Here is a 24,148-nt window from a genome sequence, read left to right on the forward strand (position 1 = left end):
GGCGCTGCCCGTGCTCGACCGTGCCCGTAGTTAGGGTGGGGTAAGTCCGACATCCATCGACCTGAGGCTCCCGTTGCGCACATCCCGAGTACAACTGACCCGTCCGATCCGACTGGCGGCCGTCGGGCTCACCGCTGCCGCGGCCCTGGTGGTCGGCGCCTGCAGTGCCCCCGACGAGGATTCGGCGACGTCGTCGTCGATGCCCACCGCCGAGGCGGGCTCGATCCCCACGACGATCCAGCACGCATACGGTTCGACGACGATCTCGAAGCAGCCGTCCCGGGTGGCCGCGATGGGCGTCGGTGACGCCGACACCCTGCTGGCGCTCGGCGTCACGCCGACCACCGTCGCTCCGTTCGGCGATCCCCCGGCTCGCAGCACGCCGTGGAACGCCGACCTCCTCGGCGACGCCCAACCGGTGGTCCTGCCCAATGCCGCGGCCGATTTCGGCAACCAGATCCCCAACGCGCTGGCCACCAACCCGGACCTGATCACCGCGATCGGCGCGGCACCCACACAGGAGCAGTACGACGTCCTGACCAAGGCGGCACCGACGATCGTGCGTCCCAAGGAGTATCCGGACTGGCAGATCCCGTGGGATGTGCAGACCACCGAGATCGGCCGGGCCGTCGGGCTGCCGGCCACCGCGCAGCGCAAGATCGACGAGACCAAGGCGTACCTCGCCGACGTGCGGGCGAAGCATCCCGAGTTCGCCGGAAAGACGGCCGCCGTCGTCTCCGGTCTGCCCACCGGCGCGGTATCGATCTACAGCGCCCAGGACGGGCGCGGCCAGACACTGACCGACTACGGCTTCAGCTTCCCGGAATCGCTGAAACCGGCCATCACCAATGGTTTCTACGGCGAGATCTCGGCCGAGAACCTCTCGATGCTCAACGATGTGGACGTGGTGGTCGCGGTGGACTGACAGGGCTCCAACGCCCGGCTGAAGAACGATCCGACGTGGAGCAAGCTGCCCGTCGTGACGCAGGGGCGGGCCGTCTATCTGGACCAGCAGGTGGGCGGCGCGATGTCGGTGCCGACGGTCCTGACCCTGCCCTGGGTCGCCGACCAGTCGGTGGGTCCGATCTCCGAAGCCGCCAAACGCTGACACCCGGCAGGTGGCACAAGTGAGGTAATCCTCACAAACAGATTTTGGCCACGCGCGTCGAACGCCTACCGTAGAAGGGATAGGCGCCGCGTGAGCGGCCACCACCAGCGACTCTTTCGCCAGAGTCACACGAGAGCCACGGAAAGCACCTACTCCATGAGTGACACCAGCCGCCCGTTGCGGGTTGCCATCGTCGGTGCAGGTCCCGCCGGGATCTACGCAGCAGACGCGTTGATGAAGTCCGACACCGCCAAAGACCGCGGAGTCAGCATCGACCTGTATGAGCGCATGCCCGCACCGTTCGGTCTGATCCGTTATGGCGTCGCGCCCGACCACCCGCGCATCAAAGGCATCATCACGGCGCTGCACAAGGTTCTCGACAAGCCCCAGGTCCGGCTGCTCGGCAACATCGACTACGGCACCGACATCACCCTCGAAGAGCTGCAGGATCTCTACGACGCAGTGATCTTCTCGACCGGCGCCACCGACGACCGCGTCCTCGACATCCCCGGCATCGATCTCGACGGCAGCTACGGCGCCGCCCAGTTCGTCGCCTGGTACGACGGCCACCCGGACTTCCCGCGCACCTGGCCACTCGACGCGGAGAAGGTCGCCGTCATCGGCGTCGGCAACGTGGCGCTCGACGTCGCGCGGGTGCTCGCCAAGACCGGCGACGAGCTGCTCCCGACCGAGATCCCGGCCAACGTCTACGAGGGACTCAAGGCCAACAAGGCGATCGAGGTCCACGTGTTCGGTCGCCGCGGACCGGCCCAGGCCAAGTTCACCCCGCTCGAGCTCAAGGAGCTCGACCACTCGCCGAACATCGAGGTCGTCGTCGCTCCCGAGGACATCGAATACGACGAGGGATCGGCCGTCGCGCGTCGCGGGTCGAAGATCACCGACCAGGTCGCCACGATCATCGAGAACTACGCGATCCGCGATCCCAAACAAGGCGCCATCCACAAGCTGTTCCTGCACTTCTTCGAGAATCCGGTCGAGATCCTCGGTGAGGACGGCAAGGTCGTCGGGCTGCGCACCGAACGCACCCAGCTCGACGGAACCGGCAACGTCAAGCCGACCGGCAAGCACACCGACTGGGATCTCGGCGCGGTCTACCGCGCGGTCGGTTACCTCTCCGACAATCTGCCGAAGATCCCCTTCGATCAGCAGGCCGGCGTGATCCCGAACGAGGCTGGCCGCGTCTTCGACGAGGGGCAGCACCTCACCGGCATCTACACCACCGGCTGGGTCAAGCGCGGTCCCGTCGGACTGATCGGCCACACCAAGGGCGATGCCAACGAGACCGTCGACTGCATCCTCGAGGACATGACCAACGGGGCGCTGCTCTCGCCGGGCAAGCCGTCGGAGGACGCCGTCATCGAACTGCTCGAGGGCAAGGGCATCCCCTTCACCACCTGGGACGGCTGGTACCGCCTCGACGAGCACGAGCGCAGCCTCGGCGCTGCCGAGGGCCGCGAGCGCGTCAAGGTCGTCGAGCGCGAGGACATGCTCGCGGCGTCCGAGCCGCACAAGGTGTCACGCCCCGGCAACTGACACCCGGCGAGAACTCGACAGGACAGCAAAACGGCGACCGGTGATCCGGTCGCCGTTTTGTCGGGTGAGAGGGGCGTGAGACGAGCGGCCTCGCCTCACGCGGCCCCTCGGGGTCAGTTCCCGGCGGTGGTGCCCCCGGTGTTGTTCGCCGGGGGGTTGTCCTGGCGTCGGAAGTTCTGCCAGTAGCCGAAGTTGTTCGTCAGGTTCTCCGCCTCGTTGGCGAAGGTGAAGCCCGAGATCGACGACGGGAAGCAGCCGAACCAGCGGGTCTCGACGGGACGGACCCAACGGTTGGCCTTGCTGTCCCACTTGGACAGTGATGCGCCGGGCTTGAGTTCCTTGACCCGGACCGACTTCCCGTTGATCTCGTTGAGGATCACATCATGCATGGTGGTGCCGCCGATGTTCCGGACGGTCATCCAGCGGTACATGTACCAGGCCTGGTTCCACGGCTGGCCCCACTGCCCGAAGTGGCATTCGATGCCCCCGATGATCTCCAGGTCGCCCGGCGTCGCCGCCTGCGCGGGCGTGGTGCCGGCCAGGGTGCCGGCCGCGATTCCGACGGTTGCCAGGACTGCGGCACCCGCGCGCTTGAGCGATGCTCTCATCAATCTCTCCTACTCCGGTGTCCTCGTGACGTTCTGGTTGGACTATCGACCCATGCCAAGCGAATCGTTACGCACCACTCAGCCTCTTCACAGCTCCGTAGATCTTTCGTTATGCAAACGACATCGACGGCCGGGAGCGCTGTGAGGGCCCATCGGAGCGAGGACAGCGAGCAGGTAAGGTAACCCTTCATGCGCCGAACGACCGGGATCCTGCTGCTCATCGCGGTGGTCGTGGTGGCGCTCTTCGCGTCGATCGCGGTCGGCACACGACCGCTCGGAATCGGCGAGGTGATCGATGCGCTGCAGGCCGGCGGCTGGCCATCACTGAAAGTCACCGACTTCCACGGCATCCCCTGGATCGTGCTCGAGGCGCCGCCTGCACCGCCGGGGGCCTCGGACGTCTACGGCATCGTCTGGGATCTCCGCTTCCCACGGACCGTCCTCGGACTGGTGATCGGCCTCGCGATCGGCGCCGCAGGCGCGCTCGCGCAGGGGCACACGCGCAATCCGCTGGCCGATCCGGGGATGCTGGGGGTCAACGCCGGCGCGGCCTGCGCCGTGGTCGCCGGCGTCTATCTGCTGGGGATTCAGAGCCCGATCGCTTTCATGGCCTTCGGCCTGATCGGCGCACTCGTCGCGGCGAGCGCCGTGTTCGGTCTCGCCGCGCTCTCCGGCGCGAGTCCGCTGACCCTGATTCTCGCGGGCACCGGCCTCTCCGCGCTGTTGTTGGCGATCACGTCGGGAATCGTGTTGTCGGACAGCGTCACCCTCGACGCCTGGCGTTTCTGGAACGTCGGCGCCACCACCGGCCGAGGGCTCGACGTGTTCTCCGCCGCCCTTCCCTTCGTCGTCGTCGGCCTCGTGCTGGCGCTGGGCAGCGGCTACTTCCTGAACGTGCTCAGTCTGGGCGACGACATGTCCAAGGCACTCGGCTCACGTGTCGTGCTGATCCGCGTCATGGGCATCCTCACCATCACGTTGCTCGTCGGCGCGGCCACGGCCGCCTGCGGTCCGATCGTCTTCCTCGGGCTCGTCGTCCCACACATCGCACGCGCGTTCACCGGATCCGACTACCGGTGGATCGTGCCGTATTCGGCGCTGCTGGGCGCAATCCTGGTGCTGGTCTGCGACGTCATCGGTCGGGTCATCGCCCGGCCCGGTGAAGTGCAGGTAGGTGTGGTCCTGGCACTCGTCGGCGCGCCGTTCCTGATCGCCCTCGTCCGCAGACGGAAGTTGGCCAGCGTATGACCACCGACGTCCGACCTGGCCCGCTGGGCCCCGAACCGCAAGCACCGCAACGGACGCGACATCGCCGCATCCTGCGCGTGGGGTCGTCGTCGTGGGTCGTCCGCCCCCGGATGCTGGTGACGATGGCCGCCGCCGTCGCGATCACCCTGCTGCTGTTCTTGCTGAGCGTCGGGATCAGCGACTACCCGATGAGCCCTGTCGACGTGGCGCGCGTGCTACTCGGCGGTGGCACCCGGATCGAGAACGTCGTGGTCTTCGACGTCTCGCTGCCCCGCGCACTCGTCTCGCTGCTGGTCGGTTTCGGTTTCGGCATGGCAGGCGCACTGACCCAGCTGATCGCACGCAATCCACTGGCCACGCCGGACATCCTGGGCATCACCGCGGGAGCGAGTGCCGCCGCCGTCGCGGCCATCGCGTTCTCCACCTCGTGGGGAGCCTGGCTCGCCGGTCTCGGGGTGCCTGCGGCCGCTCTCATCGGCGGCTTCGCCACCGCGATCGTGATGTACGTGCTCGCCTGGCCGGGCCGGTCGGCGAACATCGGCATCGACCCGTTCCGGCTCGTCATCATCGGCGTCGGGGTCACCTGGATGTTGCAGGCGCTGACGTCCTACATGCTGACGCGTGCTCAGATCGCCGACGCGGCGCGCGCGCAGACCTGGCTGGTGGGTTCGGTCTCCCAGGCGACCTGGTCCGATGTATGGCCGGCCACCATCGCGGTCGGGGTCGGTGTGGTGGCGGTGATCTGGCTGTCGCGGGCCATCGGCATCCTCGGACTCGGTTCCGAGGTCGCCCGGGGCCTGGGCATCAATGCGGGCCGGGTGACCACGATCCTGCTGATCGTCGCCGTCCTGGTGGCCGCACTCTGCGTCTCGGCGGCAGGCCCGATCGCGTTCGTCGCGCTACTCGCCCCGCAGATCGCGTTGCGTCTGACCGGCTCGTCGCTCCCCACGCCGCTCGCCTCCGGCGTCATCGGCGCAATCCTCGTGCTGGGCGGCGACCTGCTGTGCCGCACGGTCCTGCCGGGCGGTCTGCCGGTCGGCATCGTCACTGCGGCGATCGGCGGCCCGTGCCTCATCTACCTCATGATCGCGATGTCCCGAAAGGCCACGGTATGACCCACTCCGACGCGGCGATCACCGAAGCCCCCACCTCGCCGTCACGACTGCGCGCGGCGGGCCTGCAGGTCGGCTACGACGACCGCACGATCATCTCCGACCTCGACATCGCGATCCCCGACGGGGAGATCACCACCATCATCGGCCCCAACGGGTGCGGTAAGTCGACGTTGCTGCGCGCGCTGTCCCGGCTGTTGCCGCCCCGGGCGGGGACGGTCTACCTCGACGACGCCGACATCAACCGGATGCGGCCGAAGGACGTCGCGCGGCGGCTCGGACTGCTGCCGCAGAATCCTGTTGCACCGGAAGGGCTCATCGTCGAGGATCTGGTCGCCCGGGGACGACATCCCCATCAGCGGTGGTATCAGCAGGCGTCGGCCGCCGACGAGGCCGCGGTCGCGCTGGCCATGGAGCAGACCGCGACCACCGACCTCGCCGATCGCCCGATCGAGGCACTGTCCGGCGGGCAGCGGCAACGGGTGTGGATCGCGCTCACCCTTGCCCAGGAGACCGACCTCCTGCTCCTCGACGAACCGACCACCTACCTCGACCTCGCCCATGCCGTCGAGATCCTCGACCTGGTCCACACCTTGCGCACCGAGCACGGCAAGACGGTGGTGATGGTTCTCCACGACCTCAATCTCGCTGCGAGATACAGTGATTCGCTGTTCGTGATGAGGTCGGGCGAGATCGTCGCGCACGGTCGGCCCGATGAGGTGATCACCACCGACCTCCTCGAAGCGGCCTTCGGCCTGCAGTCGCATGTGATGACCGATCCGGTGTTCGGCGCTCCGATGATCGTGCCGCTGGGTTCGCGTGCAGGTGTGCGTCTGCCCTGATCACCAGATACCCGCGCCCACCAACCAGACCGCCGTGGCCAGCAGGGCCGCGAACAGCTCGATCCCCATCGTGATCAACGCCGCCTTCGACGCCGACACCGTGCCTCGCCAGGCGGCACCCATGCTGCGTGTGCGGATGAGTTCGGCGAGCATGGCGCCCAGCACGAACCCGATGAACAAGCCGATCACCGGAATCACGAAGAACCCGACGATGCCCAGCACCCCGCCGACCGCAATGGTGACGTTCGGGATGCCCGCCGACTTCAACGACCGACCGGCGACCACGTACTTGACCACCTCGCCGAGCAGGATCAGCGCTGCGGCGACACCGAAGATCGCCCATGCCCAGCCACCGACGATCGCCGCCCAGACACCGATCGCACCGAGGACCAGCAGGCCGCCGGGCAGGACCGGGAAGACGATCCCGAGCAGTCCGACGAGGATGACCGCTCCGACGAGCAGCTCCCCACCCAGCGACATCGGTGGCCCGCCGGTCTAGCGCAGGCTCAGTCGACCGATGCGCGCGTCGGGTTGCCCGACGGCCGGGGCGGCGGCGGTCCGGCCGGTCGGCCGGACGCCGGTGGAACCGGTCGCGGCGGCGGGCCGGCCGGTCGTGCGGGTGCACCTCGTGGCGGCATCGGCCCGCGCGGCGGAACCGGTCCCTGTCGCGGACCGGGCGGCTGCGGGGGTCCGGGCGTGCCGCGTGGCGGCGCGCTGGGCCGCGAGGGTGCAGGTGGCAGAGGCGGCGCCGGCCGCGACGTCGTGGGCGGGACCACCGGCTCGGCCATCGGGACCGGGGTCGACCGCTCGAACGGCCGTCCCGACACCGGGGTCACCAGGGACGCCGCGTGGACGGCACGCTGCCGGGCGACGGCGACATCGTCGGCGGTCGCGGTGATCACGCCCATCCGCCGGCGATGGAAGCTCTCCGGCTTCCCGAACAGGCGGATGTCGGTCTCCGGCACCGTGAGTGCCCGGGCGACGTTCTCGAATCCGATCGCGGGCTCGTCGAGCTGGCCGTAGATCACCGCCGACGCACCCGGCGACGCCAGCGTGACGTCGACGGGCAGGCCAAGGATCGCCCGGGCGTGCATCTCGAACTCCGACAGACGCTGGGTGGCCAGGGTGACCAGGCCGGTGTCGTGCGGGCGCGGGCTCACCTCGGAGAAGTAGACGTCGTCGCCCTTGACGAACAGCTCGACACCGAAGACACCCCGGCCCGCGAGCTTTCCGTCGCCGAGACCGGTGGCGATCCGTGCCGCGATGGACGTGGCCGCACCGAGCGCGTCGGTGGACATCTCGTGTGGCTGCCAGCTCTCGACGTAGTCGCCGCCGACCTGCTGATGGCCGATGGGCGCGCAGAAGTGGGAGGCCAGCCGCCCGGTGGCGGGATCGATCGCCCGCACCGTGAGCAGGGTGATCTCGTAGTCGAACTCGATGAATCCCTCGACGATGACCCGCTCGCCCTGGACGCGGGCGCCGGTGGTCGCGGTGTTCCAGGCCGGCCCGATGTCGGCCGGCGCGCGAACCACGGTCTGGCCCTTACCCGACGACGACATCACCGGTTTCACCACGCACGGGAAGCCGATCTCCCCGACCGCCTCCTCGAGCTCCTCGTGGGAGGACGCGAAGAGATAGGGCGACGTCGGGAGTCCGAGTTCCTCGTCGGCGAGACGTCGGATGCCCTCGCGGTCCATGGTCGCGACCACGGCTCGCGCCGTCGGAATCACCTCGGCCAGTCCGCGCTTCTCCACCTCGACCAGTGCGGGAGTGGCGATCGCCTCGATCTCGGGCACCACGTAGTGCGGCTGGTGGCGCTCGATCACGGCCATCAGTGCATCGGCATCGGTCATGTCGACCACCTCGGCGCGGTGGGCGACCTGCTGGCCGGGCGCGTCGGCGTACCGGTCAACGGCGATCACCTCGACGCCGAGTCGCTGGAAGGCGATGATCACCTCTTTGCCCAGTTCACCGGCGCCGAGCACCATCACCCTGGTCGCGGTCGGGCTCAGCGGAGTCCCGAGCACCGCGGGTGGTCCGACCGCGACATGTCCCACCTGCTTCACCGGCCCGCCCTGCACCGGTGCGGCCTCTCCCTCGGCCGGCACCGACGCCTCGGAAGCACCTTGGCTGTCTGACGTCATGCCCAAATCCTACGTGCAGTTCAGTACAGGCCCGCGGCACCCACGGAACCCTCGCTCAACCCGTGACCTCGTGCACGTAGCACCACCGCCACACCTCGCCGGGCTCGGCCGAACGCATCACCGGGTGGCCGCTCTCGTCGAAATGTGCGGTGGCGTGACGACGCGGGCTGGAATCGCAGCATCCGACATGACCACATGTCAGGCAGATCCGCAGGTGCGCCCAATGATGTTCGCCGAGCGCGGTGCACTCCTCGCACGCCGCGTAATCACCGGCGCGCGGCGCGGGGTCGGCGTTCGAGTCGACACCGTAGGTCGCGAGCTCGTCACATCGTGATCCGACGCCCGACGACCCACCCCCACCCGTGGTCTCGGATCGATCGTCTGCACCTCGCCGGAAGATACGCATGTACGCCATTATCCGGATCGTCGCGACCCCCGCGACGGGCGATGCCGAGATAGGTTCTTCGCGTGAGCGCATCGCTGTTGTTGGTGGCGGTGGTCGCCGTGGTCCTCGCCGCACTGTGCCGGCGTTACGGATTGTCGGCACCACTGATCCTCGTCGTCATCGGGCTGGGCATCGGCTGGATCCCCGGCACCCCCGAGGTGACGCTGGAGCCGGAGCTGGTGCTGTTCCTGATCCTGCCGCCGCTGCTCTATTCGGCCGCGCAGGAGAGCTCCTACCAGGCGATCCGCGCCAACCGCCGGGCGATCGGACTCCTCGCCATCGGCCTGCCGCTGTTCTCCACGGTGATCGTCGGACTGGTCGCCTACGCGACGGTGCCCCACCTCCCGCTCGCCGCGGCGCTGGTGCTCGGTGCCGTGGTGGCACCACCGGACGCGGTGTCGGCGCAGGCGATCGGGCGGCGCGTCGGTCTCCCCCGCCGGATCATGACCCTGCTCGGCGGTGAGAGCCTGCTCAACGACGCGACCGCCCTCACCGCCTTCCGGGTCGCCCTCGCCGCCGCGGTCGGCGCGACCGCGTCGGTATGGGAGGGACTGTCCACCTTCGCCATTGCCGCCGTCGGCGGGCTCGTCATCGGGCTGGCGGTCGGATTCGCCGTCTCCTGGCTGCGGCTCTGGCTCACCGACCCGCCGATGGAGACGGCCATCGGCCTGGTGGTGCCGTTCGGGACGTACTACGTCGCCGAGGAGATCCACGCGTCGGGCGTGATCGCGGTGGTGGTCGCGGGGTTGTTCCTCGGTCAGCGGTCGGTGCGGCTCGGCTACGCCACGCGCCTGCAGGACGACGCGGTCCGCAAATCGATCGACGCTCTCCTGGAATCCTTCGTGTTCCTGCTCATCGGGCTGCAGCTGCCGTTCCTCATCCGCGGTCTCGCCGGTGAGTCGTGGGTCCAGATCGCCATCGATGCCGCAGTGGTGCTGGCCGCGACGATCCTGGCGCGGTTCCTGTGGGTCTATCCCGCCACCTACCTGCCGAGGGCCCTCTCGTCCAAGATCCGTCGGCGGGAGGAGCGCCCGACGCCACGTGCGGTGTTCATCGTCGGGTGGGCAGGCATGCGAGGTGTGGTCTCGCTCGCCGCCGCCTTCGCCATCCCGCTGACCACCGACGACGGCGGGCCCTTCCCGGCGCGCGCCGAGATCCTTTTCCTCACCTTCGTCGTCGTGGTCGGCACGCTGCTCCTGCAGGGCACCACCCTGGGCTGGATGATCCGCCGACTCGGCATCGGCGCCGACGACGCCGCGAAGGACCGACTGGCTTATGCATCCGCGCAGGATCGTGCATCCCGCGAGTCCGAACGACGACTCGACGAGCTGGCCGCCGAACTCCCGGAGAACGACCCGCGCCGACATCAGGTGGCGATGTTGCGGAAGTGGGTGACCACCCAGCGCAACGTCGGCTGGGAGGAACTGGGTCGTGGGCCCGAGGACATCGGCGAGAGTCCGACGGCGGCCGGTAACCGGATGCGCATGGACCTGTTGCAGATCCAGCGGAAGGTGTTCATCGAGGAGCGCGACGACGGCCACATCGACGACGAGGTCTTGCGAACCGCGTTGCGCCGGTTGGATTTCGCGGAGGGACAGATGGATCGGGAGGTCGACTAGCGTACCCTGCACCCATGTCCGAGCCACCTCCTTTCAGCCCCACCGTGATGCTGCTGACGGTGAGCCGTGTCTGGGAGGCCGCACTCGCCGAGGCGTTGAGGCCGCTGGGTCTCACCACCCGCAAGTACGGTCTGCTCGGCCACATCCGCGGGACGCCCGGCATCTCGTTCAGCGAACTCGCGCGGCGGTCCCGCATCACCGTGCAGAGCGCACACACCGCGGTGACGTCGCTGGCCGAGGCCGGGCTCGTCGACGACGGCACCGCACATGCCGGCTCGGCATCGAGTCTCCAGATCACCGCCGCCGGCGAGGCGCTGCTGGGCCGGGTGGCGACGGAGGTCGACCGCCTCGACCACGATTTCGCCGCACGACATCCCGACCTGACGGAAGCGCTGCGAGCCCACATGCGCAGCGTCCTCGCCGAGGGCACCTGACGGTAGCCCCGAGCGCAGAGATGACACCTGAGCGCTCCACGAGGGCGGCATTCGACACGGCGGCCCGCTCAGGTGTCATCTGTGTCTGTGTCATCTGTGTCGGAGTCGTCTGTGTCGGCGATCCGGGCGGCATGGACCACCGTCTCCGCGGTCCGGCCGCGCAGCGTGACGGCCTCCTGCCGCTCCCATCGCGCGGCCTCCGGCCCGGCCGCCGCCACTGCATGACCGGACGCGAGCGGACGCGCCGGATCCCGCTTGGCCAGCTCCGAGAGCCGCGCACTCTCGTTCACCGCGTCGCCGATCACCGTGTACTCGAATCGTTCGATGGCGCCGACGTTTCCGGCGACGACCCGCCCGTAGCTGACACCGATGCCCGCGGCCAGATCGGGCACGTCCCGGGCGAGGCCGTCGGCGATCTGCCGGGCGGCCGACAGCGCGGCGCCTGCCGGGTCGTCGAGGTCGATCGGCGCCCCGAAGATCGCCAGCACCGCATCGCCTTCGAATTTGTTCACCAGACCGTGCCGGACCTCGACCGAAGCGACGATCACCCCGAAGAACGTGTTGAGGATCTCGACCACCTCGGTCGGGGTGTGCCGCGACGCCAGGGTGGTGGACCCGATGACGTCGACGAACACCACCGCGACGACGCGTTCGGAACCGCCGAGCTCCGGATCTCGTTGCAGCGCAGCAGCAGCCACATCCCGTCCGACATGCCTGCCGAAGAGGTCGCGCATCCGTTCGCGCTCACGCAGACCACCGACCATGCTGTTGAACCCCACCTGTAGGTCGCCGAGTTCGGTGCCGTCGTACACCACGAGATCGACGTCGGAGACCTCACCGCGTTGCACCCGGTTCATCCCGCTGCGCACGCTGCGGATGGGCGCGGTGACGCTCACGCTGATCAGCACGGTGAGCAACAGCCCGGTGGAGAGCGCGATGACCGCCAGGACGGTGACCCCGACGAAGAGATCGACCTTCGAGGTGTCGTCGCGGAAGGCGCCGAAGAACACCACGAGCAGGATGCCGACGATCGGGATGGCCGAACCGACCATCCAGGACACGATCGACCGGGAACGGACGCCGCTGCGCTTGCGCCTGTGGTAGCCGGCCGTGATGACCTCGGCGGCCACCGGCCGGAGCGCGAACTCGATGAGCAGGTACGAGACCGCCACCACGACAAAGCCACTGAGCCCGACGACGAAGAAGGTCTTCGGGATCAGGTCCGGGTCGAGCACGCCGTACATGATCGTGAACATGACGGTGGCGACACCCCAGAGCACCCCCTGGATCAGCACCAGCCGCCACGGGGCCCGCTGCGCCCGCCGCGCGTCCTTGGCCGTCGGCTTCTGATCGCGGATCGCCCAGCGCAGATCGCGGACCACCACCACCGTGCCGAGGGCAGTACCGACCACGAAGGCCACGACGACGTACACCGGGACGGCGATGAAGTTGACCCACCACAGTTTCGACTGGAACACCGTCGGCTGCGGAATGCCGACCGCCGACAACGCGATCGCGAGCACCGCCCCGATCAGGTTGGCGACCACGATGAAGACGGTCAACAGCGTCTGGATGCGAATCCGCTGTTTGACACCGCCTTCCGACGCCGAGCCGAGCAGGATCGATCCGTAGTCCCGGCTGCCCCGCGCCATCGCGCCCCCCTGGTTGTCGGTGTCGCTACACGATGTCGCGACGCACGATCGTCTGCTCGCGGCCGGGTCCCACACCGATGCACGAGATATGTGCTCCGGCAAGCTCTTCCAGTCGCAGGATGTAGTTCTGGGCGTTCTGCGGCAGGTCCTCGAAGCGCGTGCACTCCGAGATGTCCTCCCACCACCCGGGCATCTCCTCGTAGATCGGCTTCGCGTGGTGGAAACCGGTCTGCGTCATGGGCATCTCGTCGATGCGTTCGCCGTCGACCTCATAGGCCACACAGATCGGCACCGTGTCCAGGCTCGACAGCACGTCCAGCTTGGTGAGGAAGTAGTCGGTGATGCCGTTGACCCGAGTGGCATACCGCGCGATGACGGCGTCGAACCAGCCGCAGCGACGGGCGCGCCCGGTGGTCACGCCGACCTCGCCGCCCGTCTTGGCCAGATACTCGCCCCACTCGTCGAAGAGTTCGGTGGGGAACGGTCCCGACCCCACACGCGTGGTGTAGGCCTTGAGGATGCCCAGCACGGTGGTGATCTTGTTGGGACCGATCCCGGAGCCGACGGCTGCGCCGCCGGATGTCGGATTCGACGACGTGACATACGGATACGTGCCGTGGTCGACGTCGAGCAACGTGCCCTGCGACCCCTCCAGCAGCACCGTCTCGCCGTTTTCGAGTGCCTGGTTCAGCAGCAGCCGGGTGTCGGCGATGCGATGCTTGAAACCCTCGGCCTGCTCGAGCACCTCCTCGACCACCTGCGCGGGATCGAGGGCACGACGGTTGTAGATCTTCACCAGGATCTGGTTCTTCAGCTCCAGCGCGGCCTCGACCTTCTGCGCCAGGATCTTCTCGTCGAGCACGTCGGCGGCCCGGACACCGACACGGGCGATCTTGTCCTGATAGCAGGGCCCGATGCCGCGGCCGGTGGTGCCGATCTTCTTGTTACCCAGGAAGCGCTCGGTGACCTTGTCGATCGCCACGTGGTACGGCATCAGCAGATGCGCGTCGGCCGAGATGAGCAGACCCGAGGTGTCGACGTCACGGTCCTCGAGGCCGCTGAGTTCGGTCAGCAGTACGCCCGGATCCACCACCACGCCGTTGCCGATGACGTTCTTCACCCCGGGGGTGAGGATTCCGGACGGGATCAGATGAAGTGCGAAGGTCTCCCCGTTCGGGAGGACGACGGTATGTCCGGCGTTGTTGCCGCCCTGATACCGAACCACCCACTGCAGCTTTCCGCCGAGCAGGTCGGTTGCCTTACCTTTGCCCTCGTCCCCCCATTGGGCGCCGATAAGCACGATCGCGGCCATGGTCGGATGCTCCTTTGAGTTGGCGCGCTGAACAACAGGCCAACCTTACTTGGTCGGAGGCGCATCCTGAGCGGTGGATACGCTATCCGCGTGCCGATTGTCCCGATCACCGAAGCGGAGACGACCGCGGAGAAGCGGGCGATCCGCGCCGCCGTCGCCGGAACCCTGATCGATCCCGACGTCTCACGGGTCGTCGTGACCCCGCTCGACGGGGCCGGTGCCGACGCCTACCTCGCCCAGGTCGTGGCCGCCCTGATGATCAGTGATCGCCTCGATGTGGAGGTCGCCTATGTGGCGCCGTCGCCGACCCGTGCCACCGCCGTCTATGGCCTGCCCCACGGCGTCGGCGCGACGGCACTCGCCGAGCGGGGCCGGGCGCAGGCGGTACCGCTGATCCGCGACGACGCGGCGACCGTACTGGTGGGCCGGGCCCGGCACCTCGGTGCCGACGACGCGAAACTGCACGGCGAGACCTACGTGGACAACGAGCGGCTCTTCACCGGCGAGGTCCTTGGGGTGGAGATCGAACCCCTGCGCGACGCACCCGGGCTCCGGGCGCGGCGGGTTCGCCCGCTGGTCAAGGGCCGTTGGCACCTCGGACGGGCCGCGCAGACCGGCGGCACCAACATCGTCGTCGAGCGTGAGGGGACGATCACGCCGCGGGTTCTGAAACGGTCGACGTTTTACCGGCATCATGTGGACATGAACCTGGTGCTGCTGCCATGACCACGACGACCCGCGAGATCGCCCGCGCCGTCCGTCCCGGCCCGGTCTTCCTCGGACTCGTCGTGGTGGCGCTGATCGGCGGGTGGATCGTGGCCGGTTCCGCGCCCGGACGCAATCTCGAGTCGGTCGGCGGGACACTACTCGTCGTCCTCGCGGGCTGGGTGATCTCACTGTGTCTGCACGAGTTCGCACACGCGGTCACCGCGTTCCGGTTCGGCGATCGCAATGCCGAACTGCGCGGCTACCTCACCTTGAACCCGTTGCGCTACACCCATCCGGGGCTGTCGCTCGGACTGCCGCTGCTGATCATCCTGTTGGGCGGCATCGGCTTTCCCGGCGGCGCGGTGTACGTGAACCAGCACGGGTTCACCCGTGCGCAGCGCACGATCGTGTCGCTGGCCGGCCCGGCGACCAACGCATTGCTCGGCGTCGCTCTCCTCCTGACAGTCCGGTTCGCCACGCCGGACTCCTACGGCGCGCAGGGGTACGGTTCGCCGTCGAACATCCTCTACATCGTCGACGGGCTGAACCTGTGGGCCGCGCTGTCGATGCTGGCGTTCTTGCAGATCACCGCCGCGGTGCTGAACCTGCTGCCGGTGCCCGGTTTCGACGGCTACGGCGCGATCGACCCCTACCTGTCGGATCAGACCCGCGCCTCGGTCGCCAAGATCGCCCCGTACGGATTCCTGATCGTCTTCGCGCTGCTGTTCATCCCGTTCCTCAACCGCGCATTCTTCGACCTCGTGTACTGGCTGTTCGGCCTGTCCGGGGTGCCGAGCGTACTCGCGTCCTACGGCTGGGATCTGTTCGTCTTCTGGCGGTAGAGGCCGGCAACCGACGCAGGCAGTTCGCCATGGGTCTCGGTGACCGGCTCGTCGTAGACGATCCGCATCGGGATGTGCCCGGTCCAGCCGACCGCGTCGGCATCCGGTCCCGGCCCACCCGACCGCGCCTTGGCCAACCACTGCCCGTCGACGATGGGCAGAGCCAGGATCACGGTGGCCGACAACTCTTTTCGCGTGTGGTCTCGGACCTCTGCACTGCGGCCGGGCAGCACCGTGTCGGAGAAGACGTCGAGGGCGCGCGCGGCATCGGCCGGGTCGACGCGCTCGAGCGTGCCACGCACGACCACCGACCGGTAGTTCATCGAGTGGTCGAACAGAGTGCCGGCGACGACGAGGCCGTCGACGACGAAGGCGGTGAACGTCGCAGCCGCACCCGCGGCGACCTGCCGCAGCGCGCCCGCACCCGAGGACCCGTGGATCAGGAGCCGGTCGCCGTCGCGGGCCACCAGCATCGGCACCGACCACGGGAACCCGTCGTCGGAGACGGTGGACAGCACTCCGACGTGGGCTTCGTGGAGAACCTCGTCGAGCAGCGCACGATCACCGGCGCGATCGGGTTTACGGGTGAGGGATGCGAGGTCGGGGCCGTCGGACATGGAAGCCAGCATGACCGGACCTCGGCGGATTGTCAGCCGGGTTTCCCGTCGCGGTGCTCACCACCGCAGTTCGTCGTGGCACCGCTCCCGCACGTCGTGCGGATCGACCTGGATGGTGGCGTGCTCGAGACCGTGCCGGGTGAGCACGGCCTGGGCGGCGGTGAGCACCTCGCGATTGGACCCGTTGCTGCCCAGGTGGACCGTGGCCACGTCCATGCCGGTGGTGAGCGTCCAGACGTGCAGGTCGTGAACGTCGTCGACGGACGGGATCGCGGCGAGCTCCTGCCGCAGTTCGTCGACGTCGACGTGCGGGGGCGCCTGCTGGTTGAGGATGCGCAATGCCTCGAGGGCCAGCCGCACGGCGCGCGGGACCACCCACAGTGCGATGAGGACGGCCACCACGACGTCGGCGTAACCCCACCCCGTGGTCAGCGCGACCACGCCGGCGATCAGCACCCCCACGCTGCCGACCGCGTCGGCGAGGACCTCCAGGTAGGCGCCGCGGACCGCGATCGATTCCTGTGCGTCCGCGCGCAGCAGAAGCATCACGGCGAGATTGACGAGCAAACCGATCAGGGCGACGACGATGAGCGTGAGGCCGGGCACCTGCGGGTCGGTGCCGATCCGTTCCACCGCCTCGTAGAGCACGAAGGCCGCGACCCCGATCAGCAACACGGCATTCGCGACGGCGGTGAAGACCTCGGCACGGTGCCAGCCGAAGCTGCGGTCATCGGTCGTGGAACCGTGTTTGGCCAGCAGCAGCGCGACCAGACCCATCACGAGGGCGACGACGTCGGTCAGCATGTGTCCGGCGTCGGCGATCAGGGCCAACGAATCGACCAGCAACCCCACCACGAGCTCGATGACGAAATAGCCACCGATGATCACGACGGCAACCGCCATCGGCCAGATCCGGCGATTCGCCACGGATCCGGTCGTATCGGCGTGCGTGTGTGAGTGTGAGTGGCCCATTTGTCGTCAATATATGCGCGTTTTCGCATATATGACAAGAGGTGACCCTAAGTTGTCGCCGGTTCTCCGCGGTCGGGGCGATTCAGCGCAACGTGGCCATCGCCGACGACCTGCGCAGTCCGGCGATCATCAGCATGTCGATCAGCAGGGACCGCAGCTCGGCCATCACCGCCGTCTCCGACAGCGTGCTGCCTGCGACGAGTTCGGCCTTCGCCTTGCGCGCGACCGTGCGGATCACCCGCGCGGCGTCGGCCTGATCGGGTTCCTCGCCCGGTTTGGCGATCATCATCTCGCGCAGCACCTCGAACGCCTCCGCGACGTCGGCGATGATGTCGACGATCTCGGGTCGCAGAGGTTCGTCGCGCTGGGTCATCCCGAGTGCCCGCCGCGCGATGATCCGGAAATTCCGGACGGCGTTGTCGATGGGATCGGCCGTCGCCGATATACGTGCGAGGCGCTCCCGCGCGTTCCAGTACAGCGGCGACAGCGTGCTCACCTCGCGACCGCCGCGCATGTCGGCACGCATCTCGTTGATCGCGTCCTGCGTGCCGCGCGCCGACACGAGCGCAGCGGTGACCGTGTCGGCGTCCATGTCGCGCAGCCCGGCGACCAGGGTGCGGGCCGAGTCGCGCATCGTCGCGAGCAATCCCGCCGCGTCGCGGCGGGCCCGGTGGGCCGGATTGACCGGGAACAGCGCCACGATGATCATCCCCACCACCCCACCGATCAGCGCATCGATCGCGCGGTGGAACCCGCCGATGCCCCCGGGTGGAAGCAATGTCGCCACCAGGACGCCCGACGACGCGGCCTGCATCGGGATCAGCGGGCCGTTGTCGAGGAACACGGCCACCGACATCGCCAGCGCGACGACCACCATGATCTGCCACGTACCCGACCCGATCTGCGAGACCAGGACGTCGCCGATGAGAATCCCGAGCGTGACGCCCGCGACGAGTTCGACCGACCGGCGCCACCGTTTACCCAGCGACAGGCCGAGTGAGACGACGGCGGCGATCGGCGCGAAGAACGGCTGCGGATGGCCGAAGATGTTCACGGCGATCCACCAGGCCGCGCCCGCGGCGAGCGCGCACTGTGCGATGGGGACCAGCGACAACCAGAGTCGCCGAACCCGCTGCCGCACCGGCGGCGGTAATCCGTTCAGCCGTCGGCGCAGCCAGTCGGTCAAGCGAGTCCGAGGTGCTGTGCCGCCGTCGGGTCACTGTCGTTGAGGAGATCAAGACAGCGCAGATATTCGTCTTCTTCACCGACCGATCGCGCGGCGCGCGCAAGCGCACCGACACAGCGCAGGAAGCCCTGGTTGGGCTCGTGGCTCCACGGCACCGGGCCGAAACCCTTCCAGCCGTGCCGGCGCAGCTGGTCGAGGCCACGGTGATAGCCGGTGCGCGCATACGCATAGGCCTCGATCACCTTGGGCGTACCGGCTCCGGCGTCCGCCGCGGCCAGGGCCGCATCGGCCAGGTACGCCCACGCGATCGAGGCAGTGGGGTGGGCGGCCGCGGTCTCGGCCGGATCTGCTCCGTTGAGCAGGTCCGATTCGGCCTCGTCATCGCCTGTGAGCAGGACCGGCTGCGGTCCGAGCAGATCTCCGAAGGAAGTCACGTCTACATTGAATCACTCCAGAACCGCAGGAGCGCCCTGGCCGCGTACGGCGTCGACGGATCGTCGACCATGCGACCGGAGTACGTCACAGCCCGCCGAGTACTGCACACAAAGGGGATTCGCTAGGGTGAGTGGCGCGATCGACCACAGCGCAACCGACTCGGCGGTGTGACGGCGGGCATTCGGGGCGGCGACCACATCGATTCGGGAGAAGGCGGGGTGTAGAACACGATGCCTCCATCACGGGACGACAAGGACTCACTGCTGGGCCGCGCACGCTCCGCGTGGCGCAATCGCGGTAACGACCACGCGGCTCAGACCGGCCGCCGCGGCCCGGATGACTCCTGGGTCGCCAGTACGAAGGGCGACGACGCAGCGGTGACCGACGCGACGAACAACGAGGATGTGACCGACACGTCGGCAGACGACTCTGCGCCTCAGGACGAGACCGGGCAGGACGAGGCAGCCCAGGACGAGACCGGGCACGTCGAGACGGTCGACGAGACGCCGTCCGCCGAGACCGCGGACGAGCCCTCGACCGACGACGCGGAACCCGAGACGGACGCGCCGGAAGAAGCCGACGAATCCGAATCAGCGGACACCGGGTCGGGTGAGGCGACGGACTCCCCCGCGACCGACACCACCGACACCGACACCGACGCCACCGACACCGAGGCCGAGTCGGCATCCGAGGCCACTCCCGACGAATCGCAACCGGCCGCCACTGAGCAGACCCCGGAGCAGACCGCAGACGCCCCCAAGGCGGCCCGCCCGAAGCCCAAGGGCGGACGCGGGATCGATTCGGCCACCAAGGTGATCCGCCGCGAGGACCTGCCCGACATCAGCGAACTCGACGACCTCGAGAACATCGAGGCGGAGGGCGGTTCCGACGCCGAGGCGGAGGCCGAGAAGCCCGCCACCGACAGCGGCGAGAAGGCCCCGTCGGACACACCGAAGACCAAGCGGTCGGGTATCGGTCCGAGCGATTCGGCGACGACGGTGATCCAGCGCGGCGACCTCCCCGATTCCGCAGACCTCGACGACCTCTCCGAGATCGACGCGCTCGGCGGCGCCGCCGCGGCCGACGCCGACAGCAACAGCGAAGGCGCCGACAGCAACGACGATCCGGCTGCGGACGGGTCCACCACGGCCTTTCCCACCGGCACCGCGGCCACCGGCACCGAATCCACTGACACCAAGTCCACCGGCACCAAGACCACCGGCACCAAGTCCACTGACACCACCGCCGAGCCGGCGGAATCCGACGATTCCGAGACCCGGCCGGTGACCAAGGCCGCCGCGGCAACGGCAGCAGCAGGTGCGGCAGCAGCGGGCGGAGCAGCAGCGGGCGGAGCAGCAGCGGGCGCGGCCGGGGGCACCACATCGGCCGCCCAGGGCTGGTCGACCACCGCCCACAAGCCAACCGTCTACCCCGGCAAGGACGACACGTCGAAGCCGAAGCCCGAGTCCTCCGGTCGCCGCCGATGGCCACTGCTCGTCGGTGCCGCCATCGTCGTCGTGATCGCCGTGATCGGCGGCATCTTCGCGTACCTGAACCTGCGGTCCCCGGCCCCGGCCGACGAGGCAGCCGACGTCGCGAAGGAGTTCTCCACGGCGCTGTACGAAGGTGATCTGAGCACCCTGCGCTCGACCACCTGCGGTGAACGCCACGAGTTCTACACAACGATCAGCGATGCCGATTTCCAGAAGATCTACGACGGCCAGAAGACCCGGAACGAACTCATCCAGGTCAATGACGTCAAGGCCGTCAAGGTCACCGGCGACGGTGATCAGGCCGTGGTCGAGGTGTCGGCGCTGCACAGCAGCAAACCGGACGCACCCCAGACCGTCACCATCAACCTGCAGAAGTCCGGCGATGATTGGAAGGTGTGCACGCCTCAGTGACCGGCAACGGACCGACCACCCGACTGCCAAATCGCAACACCTCGGCACAGCGCGACACCTGGGTTCAGCACAACGCCCCACCGCCCCGGAATCCGCACGCCCCACATCCGCTCGATGAGCCGCCGCAGGCCTACTTCGAGCCCGCGACGCGTCCGCTGCGGATCGAGCGACGGACCGCCAGGACCACACCGCCGCCACGTCTGCACCGACGTCGGATCGATCCCACCGTGGTGGTTGCCGCGATCGTGATGATCGCCCTCGCCGTCGGGGTCGTCGTCGGTCTCGTGACGCTCTGATCCGCCCGCACCCCGTCGACAGCAACCGAAAGTCCGTCGACAGCAACACCTCTCCCACAGCACCCGGTCTCCGGCCGGAGAAACACCCCGAGACGCCGACAGCGCCCGGCCGTGGCCGGACGCTGTCGGTGATGCGCGGCGTCGGCCGGGAGACCGACGAGCGGGCGGTTCGGATCAGGCGCTGATCGACTTGCCCGTCGACTTCAGATCGGTACACGCCTCGACGACACGCTCGGACATCGACGTCTCGGCCTTCTTCGACCACACGCGCGGATCGTAGGTCTTCTTGTTTCCGACCTCACCGTCGATCTTGAGCACGCCGTCGTAGTTGGAGAGCATGTGGCCCGCGACCGGACGGGTGTAGGCGTACTGGGTGTCGGTGTCGACGTTCATCTTGACGACGCCGTAGCTGAGCGCCTCCTCGATCTCGCTCTTCAGCGAACCGGAACCACCGTGGAAGACGAAGTCGAACGGCTTGCTGCCGTCGGCCAGCCCGAGCTTCTTGGTCGCGACCTCCTGGCCGGTGCTCAACACGTCGGGGCGGAGCTTCACGTTGCCGGGCTTGTACACGCCGTGCACGTTGCCGAAGGTGGCGGCGAGCAGGTAGCGGTTCCCCGAGTCGCTCGCGCCGAGCGCGTCGAGGGTCTTCTCGAAGTCTTCCGGGGTGGTGAACAGCTTGTCGTTGATCTCGGCCTCGACGCCGTCCTCTTCACCGCCGACAACACCGATCTCGATCTCCAGGATGATCTTCGCCGCGCCCGCCTTGGCGAGCAGATCCTTGGCGATCTCCAGGTTCTCGCCGAGCGGGACCGCGCTGCCGTCCCACATGTGCGACTGGAACAGCGGGTTCTGGCCCGCGTCGACGCGCTCCTGCGAGATCGCGAGCAGCGGACGGACGTAGGTGTCCAGCTTGTCCTTCGGGCAGTGATCGGTGTGCAGGCCGATCGTCACGTCGTACTTCGCGGCGACCACGTGCGCGAACTCGGCCAGCGCGACGGCGCCGGTCACCATGTCCTTGACGCCGAGTCCGGAGCCGAACTCCGCACCACCGGTCGAGAACTGGATGATGCCGTCGCTACCCGCGTCGGCGAATCCCTTGATGGCGGCATTGATCGTCGACGACGACGTGCAGTTGATGGCCGGGAAGGCGTATCCGCCCTTCTTGGCCTTGTCGAACATCTCGGCGTACTGCTCGGGGGTTGCAATCGGCATTTCTCGTCCTCCAACCGGATCGGTTTCGCAGTCGTGGTTCACGCTGTCGGAGCGGTCACTCCCGTTCAGTATGGCAAGTGCCGTCCTCACGCGTGCGACGCCTGGTGCCCAGGCGATGTGAGGCAGCGCAATGACCGATATGCCGGATTGTCGGTACGATGGCCGGCGATGTCCACGAACCCGACGACCGTCGAGACCCACCTCTCCCCCTCACCCGGGCCCGACAACCCCACCGACCGGCCAGGCCGACCACGAGCCATCGCCGCCAACGTGATCCGCGGTGCCCTCATCGGTGTGGCCGAGACCGTGCCCGGCGTATCGGGCGGCACGGTCGCTCTCGTGTCCGGCATCTACGGCCGGCTCATCGCATCGGTCAAACACGTCCTCGACATCCCGCGGCTGCTCGTCACCAGAGGCGACTGGCGCGCGAGCACGCGGCAGGTCGACTGGTGGCTGCTGCTCCCGGTCTGTCTGGGTATGGCCGTCACGGTCTTCTTCATCGCGGGCGTCATGGAGAGTTTCGTGACCGATCAGCCGGTCGCCTCCAAGGCACTGTTCATGGGCATGATCGCGATGTCGGTGATCATCCCGTTCCTGGAGATCGACAACGGGGCGCTGACGACCCGCCCGGCCAGATTCCGGGCGGTCGGGGTGTTCGCCATCGCCGCCACCGCCGCGTTCGCGCTCACCTCGCTGCCCCGGTCCGAGCTCGTCGACCCACCTCTCATCCTCACCTTCGGTGCGGCGGCGATCGCTGTCTGCGCCCTGGTCCTCCCCGGCGTCTCGGGCTCGTTCTTCCTCCTCGTCGTCGGGATGTACGCGCCGACGCTGGCCGCCGTCGACACGATGGACATCCAGTACCTGGCCGTGTTCGCCCTCGGCGCGCTGGTCGGGCTGATGTCGTTCGTCCGCGCGCTCGAATGGCTCCTGGAGAACCACCACACGCTCGCCATGGTCGCCGCGGCCGGCTTGTTGTCGGGCTCGCTGCGCGCGCTCTGGCCGTGGCAGACCGACGACGGCGGCCTGCTGGGTGTCGGCGACGACTGGCCGATGGCCCTGCTCCTGTTCGCAGTGGGCGCCGCGGTCGTCGGCGTGGTCGCGCTCGTCCAGCGCCGCCTCTCCATCGCCGACGCCTCGGCGGTTGACGTCGAGCATCGCGACGCCAGGTACTCTGGGGCCCCGTGATCGACTCCGCGCTCGCCCAGACCACGACGAACGTCGCCCTCATGCCGGGTTTCCTCGACCCGGTGACCCTCCTCGGCTATTTCGGCGCGTGGGCCTTCTGGGGTCTGCTGCTGGTGATCCTGATCGAGTCCGGAGTCCTCTTCCCGGTCCTCCCGGGTGACTCGCTGCTGTTCGTGGCCGGCATGGTGGTCGCCGCGGGTGGCAAGGAGGGCATCGACAAGTTCGCCTCCCTGTGGCAGTTGCTGATCTTCGTCCCGATCGCCGCCATCATCGGCGGCCAGATCGGCTACTGGATCGGCCGCTACGTCGGCACCAACATGTTCAAGCCGGATGCCCGCTTCCTGAAGGAGCGGTATCTGACCGAGGCCCACGAGTTCTTCGACCAGCGCGGCCCGATCACCATCTTCCTGGCCCGCTTCGTGCCCATCGTCCGCACCATCGCCCCGATCGTGGCCGGCGCGGCGCGGATGAAGTACTCGGTCTTCATCATCTACAACGTCGCGGGCGCCATCGTCTGGGGCGCGGGCATCGTGCTGCTCGGATATTGGCTCGGCCGTTTCGAATTCGTCCAGAACCTCATCGAGCCCATCTTCATCGTGATCGTGCTGCTCTCGGTGTTGCCGATGTTCATCGAGTGGTACCGCAGGCGTCGTTCGGCAAAAACCGACGCCAAACAGCAAGCGAGCTGATCATCGGTAGATTCGTGCGCCGAT

At 68.2% G+C, this 24,148-nt stretch carries 23 protein-coding genes and 1 pseudogene; 13 read left to right on the forward strand and 11 right to left on the reverse strand.

The annotated features are described in order from the left end of the window. The first annotated feature begins 145 nt into the window (after nucleotides 1–145). A pseudogene (locus tag IDF66_RS06535) lies at nucleotides 146–1,108 on the forward strand (ABC transporter substrate-binding protein). Nucleotides 1,109–1,264: 156 nt separating this feature from the next. Continuing rightward, nucleotides 1,265–2,662, forward strand: a complete 1,398-nt coding sequence (locus IDF66_RS06540) for an FAD-dependent oxidoreductase (protein ID WP_164310766.1) — start codon at nucleotides 1,265–1,267, stop codon at nucleotides 2,660–2,662. 113 nt (nucleotides 2,663–2,775) lie between these two features. Here the strand turns inward: IDF66_RS06540 and IDF66_RS06545 are convergent, their stop codons facing one another. Beyond that, entirely contained in the window at nucleotides 2,776–3,270 is a 495-nt protein-coding gene (locus IDF66_RS06545; protein WP_164310765.1) for a hypothetical protein, read from the reverse strand. 189 nt (nucleotides 3,271–3,459) lie between these two features. Between IDF66_RS06545 and IDF66_RS06550 the strand changes: the two genes are divergently transcribed. The 3 genes from IDF66_RS06550 to IDF66_RS06560 are packed head-to-tail and all read left to right on the forward strand — an operon-like array spanning nucleotide 3,460 to nucleotide 6,472. Beyond that, entirely contained in the window at nucleotides 3,460–4,518 is a 1,059-nt protein-coding gene (locus IDF66_RS06550; protein ID WP_164310764.1) for a FecCD family ABC transporter permease, read from the forward strand. After that, a complete protein-coding gene (locus IDF66_RS06555; protein ID WP_190266102.1) occupies nucleotides 4,515–5,633 on the forward strand; it encodes a FecCD family ABC transporter permease in 1,119 nt (372 codons plus the stop codon). The genes IDF66_RS06550 and IDF66_RS06555 overlap by 4 nt, the downstream gene beginning before the upstream one ends. Continuing rightward, nucleotides 5,630–6,472: an ABC transporter ATP-binding protein gene (locus tag IDF66_RS06560; protein ID WP_190266103.1), complete on the forward strand. Its 843-nt coding sequence runs from the start codon at nucleotides 5,630–5,632 to the stop codon at nucleotides 6,470–6,472. Before IDF66_RS06555 ends, IDF66_RS06560 begins: the two co-directional genes overlap by 4 nt. On the opposite strand, the gene IDF66_RS06565 is transcribed toward IDF66_RS06560, so the two are convergent. The 3 genes from IDF66_RS06565 to IDF66_RS06575 are packed head-to-tail and all read right to left on the reverse strand — an operon-like array spanning nucleotide 6,473 to nucleotide 9,022. Beyond that, nucleotides 6,473–6,952, reverse strand: coding sequence for a DUF456 domain-containing protein (locus IDF66_RS06565; protein WP_190266104.1), 480 nt, complete (start codon nucleotides 6,950–6,952; stop codon nucleotides 6,473–6,475). A gap of 26 nt (nucleotides 6,953–6,978) precedes the next feature. Next, on the reverse strand, nucleotides 6,979–8,616 hold the full coding sequence (gene purT / locus IDF66_RS06570) for a formate-dependent phosphoribosylglycinamide formyltransferase (protein WP_190266105.1): 1,638 nt from the start codon (nucleotides 8,614–8,616) through the stop codon (nucleotides 6,979–6,981). Between the two features lie 55 nt (nucleotides 8,617–8,671). Continuing rightward, nucleotides 8,672–9,022 (reverse strand): UBP-type zinc finger domain-containing protein, encoded by a 351-nt coding sequence (locus tag IDF66_RS06575; RefSeq protein ID WP_164310759.1) that lies wholly within the window; start codon nucleotides 9,020–9,022, stop codon nucleotides 8,672–8,674. A 62-nt stretch (nucleotides 9,023–9,084) separates the two neighbouring features. On the opposite strand from IDF66_RS06575, the gene IDF66_RS06580 reads away from it, so the two are divergent. Further along, the gene (locus tag IDF66_RS06580; protein ID WP_190266107.1) at nucleotides 9,085–10,680 is read left to right on the forward strand and encodes a Na+/H+ antiporter; all 1,596 of its coding nucleotides are present in this window, start codon (nucleotides 9,085–9,087) and stop codon (nucleotides 10,678–10,680) included. A gap of 14 nt (nucleotides 10,681–10,694) precedes the next feature. Next, entirely contained in the window at nucleotides 10,695–11,114 is a 420-nt protein-coding gene (locus IDF66_RS06585) for a MarR family winged helix-turn-helix transcriptional regulator (protein WP_190266108.1), read from the forward strand. A gap of 68 nt (nucleotides 11,115–11,182) precedes the next feature. Here IDF66_RS06585 and IDF66_RS06590 read toward each other — a convergent pair whose 3' ends face one another. Together IDF66_RS06590 and IDF66_RS06595 are read right to left on the reverse strand one after the other, a co-directional pair. Further along, nucleotides 11,183–12,766, reverse strand: coding sequence for an adenylate/guanylate cyclase domain-containing protein (locus tag IDF66_RS06590; RefSeq protein WP_190266109.1), 1,584 nt, complete (start codon nucleotides 12,764–12,766; stop codon nucleotides 11,183–11,185). Between the two features lie 25 nt (nucleotides 12,767–12,791). Then, nucleotides 12,792–14,078, reverse strand: coding sequence for an adenylosuccinate synthase (locus tag IDF66_RS06595; protein WP_190266110.1), 1,287 nt, complete (start codon nucleotides 14,076–14,078; stop codon nucleotides 12,792–12,794). 90 nt (nucleotides 14,079–14,168) lie between these two features. On the opposite strand from IDF66_RS06595, the gene IDF66_RS06600 reads away from it, so the two are divergent. Further along, nucleotides 14,169–14,804 (forward strand): hypothetical protein, encoded by a 636-nt coding sequence (locus IDF66_RS06600; RefSeq protein WP_190266111.1) that lies wholly within the window; start codon nucleotides 14,169–14,171, stop codon nucleotides 14,802–14,804. Further along, nucleotides 14,801–15,628: a site-2 protease family protein gene (locus IDF66_RS06605; RefSeq protein ID WP_190266112.1), complete on the forward strand. Its 828-nt coding sequence runs from the start codon at nucleotides 14,801–14,803 to the stop codon at nucleotides 15,626–15,628. The genes IDF66_RS06600 and IDF66_RS06605 overlap by 4 nt, the downstream gene beginning before the upstream one ends. On the opposite strand, the gene IDF66_RS06610 is transcribed toward IDF66_RS06605, so the two are convergent. The 4 genes from IDF66_RS06610 to IDF66_RS06625 all read right to left on the reverse strand — a co-directional run bounded on the left by IDF66_RS06610 (nucleotide 15,595) and on the right by IDF66_RS06625 (nucleotide 18,837). Then, complete coding sequence (locus IDF66_RS06610; protein WP_223309124.1) at nucleotides 15,595–16,257, reverse strand: pyridoxamine 5'-phosphate oxidase family protein; 663 nt, start codon at nucleotides 16,255–16,257, stop codon at nucleotides 15,595–15,597. The two genes, IDF66_RS06605 and IDF66_RS06610, sit on opposite strands and share 34 nt — an antisense overlap. A gap of 45 nt (nucleotides 16,258–16,302) precedes the next feature. Next, nucleotides 16,303–17,217, reverse strand: coding sequence for a cation diffusion facilitator family transporter (locus IDF66_RS06615; protein WP_164310751.1), 915 nt, complete (start codon nucleotides 17,215–17,217; stop codon nucleotides 16,303–16,305). Between the two features lie 82 nt (nucleotides 17,218–17,299). Next, nucleotides 17,300–18,403, reverse strand: a complete 1,104-nt coding sequence (locus IDF66_RS06620) for an FUSC family protein (protein ID WP_164310750.1) — start codon at nucleotides 18,401–18,403, stop codon at nucleotides 17,300–17,302. Continuing rightward, nucleotides 18,400–18,837: a DUF3151 domain-containing protein gene (locus IDF66_RS06625; protein ID WP_164310749.1), complete on the reverse strand. Its 438-nt coding sequence runs from the start codon at nucleotides 18,835–18,837 to the stop codon at nucleotides 18,400–18,402. Before IDF66_RS06625 ends, IDF66_RS06620 begins: the two co-directional genes overlap by 4 nt. A gap of 231 nt (nucleotides 18,838–19,068) precedes the next feature. Between IDF66_RS06625 and IDF66_RS06630 the strand changes: the two genes are divergently transcribed. Then, a complete protein-coding gene (locus IDF66_RS06630; RefSeq protein ID WP_190266113.1) occupies nucleotides 19,069–20,742 on the forward strand; it encodes an Rv0361 family membrane protein in 1,674 nt (557 codons plus the stop codon). Continuing rightward, the gene (locus tag IDF66_RS06635; RefSeq protein WP_190266357.1) at nucleotides 20,739–21,038 is read left to right on the forward strand and encodes a hypothetical protein; all 300 of its coding nucleotides are present in this window, start codon (nucleotides 20,739–20,741) and stop codon (nucleotides 21,036–21,038) included. Before IDF66_RS06630 ends, IDF66_RS06635 begins: the two co-directional genes overlap by 4 nt. A 174-nt stretch (nucleotides 21,039–21,212) precedes the next feature. Here IDF66_RS06635 and fbaA read toward each other — a convergent pair whose 3' ends face one another. Further along, nucleotides 21,213–22,250, reverse strand: coding sequence for a class II fructose-bisphosphate aldolase (fbaA, locus tag IDF66_RS06640; RefSeq protein ID WP_164310747.1), 1,038 nt, complete (start codon nucleotides 22,248–22,250; stop codon nucleotides 21,213–21,215). A gap of 168 nt (nucleotides 22,251–22,418) precedes the next feature. Here fbaA and IDF66_RS06645 point away from each other — a divergent pair, with 168 nt between their 5' ends. Continuing rightward, complete coding sequence (locus IDF66_RS06645) at nucleotides 22,419–23,435, forward strand: DUF368 domain-containing protein (protein WP_190266114.1); 1,017 nt, start codon at nucleotides 22,419–22,421, stop codon at nucleotides 23,433–23,435. Further along, a complete protein-coding gene (locus IDF66_RS06650; RefSeq protein WP_190266115.1) occupies nucleotides 23,432–24,124 on the forward strand; it encodes a DedA family protein in 693 nt (230 codons plus the stop codon). Before IDF66_RS06645 ends, IDF66_RS06650 begins: the two co-directional genes overlap by 4 nt. Nucleotides 24,125–24,148 lie beyond the last annotated feature (24 nt).

Origin of the sequence: Gordonia hankookensis (genome assembly GCF_014673215.1) — a bacterium.
Lineage (GTDB): Bacteria > Actinomycetota > Actinomycetes > Mycobacteriales > Mycobacteriaceae > Gordonia > Gordonia hankookensis.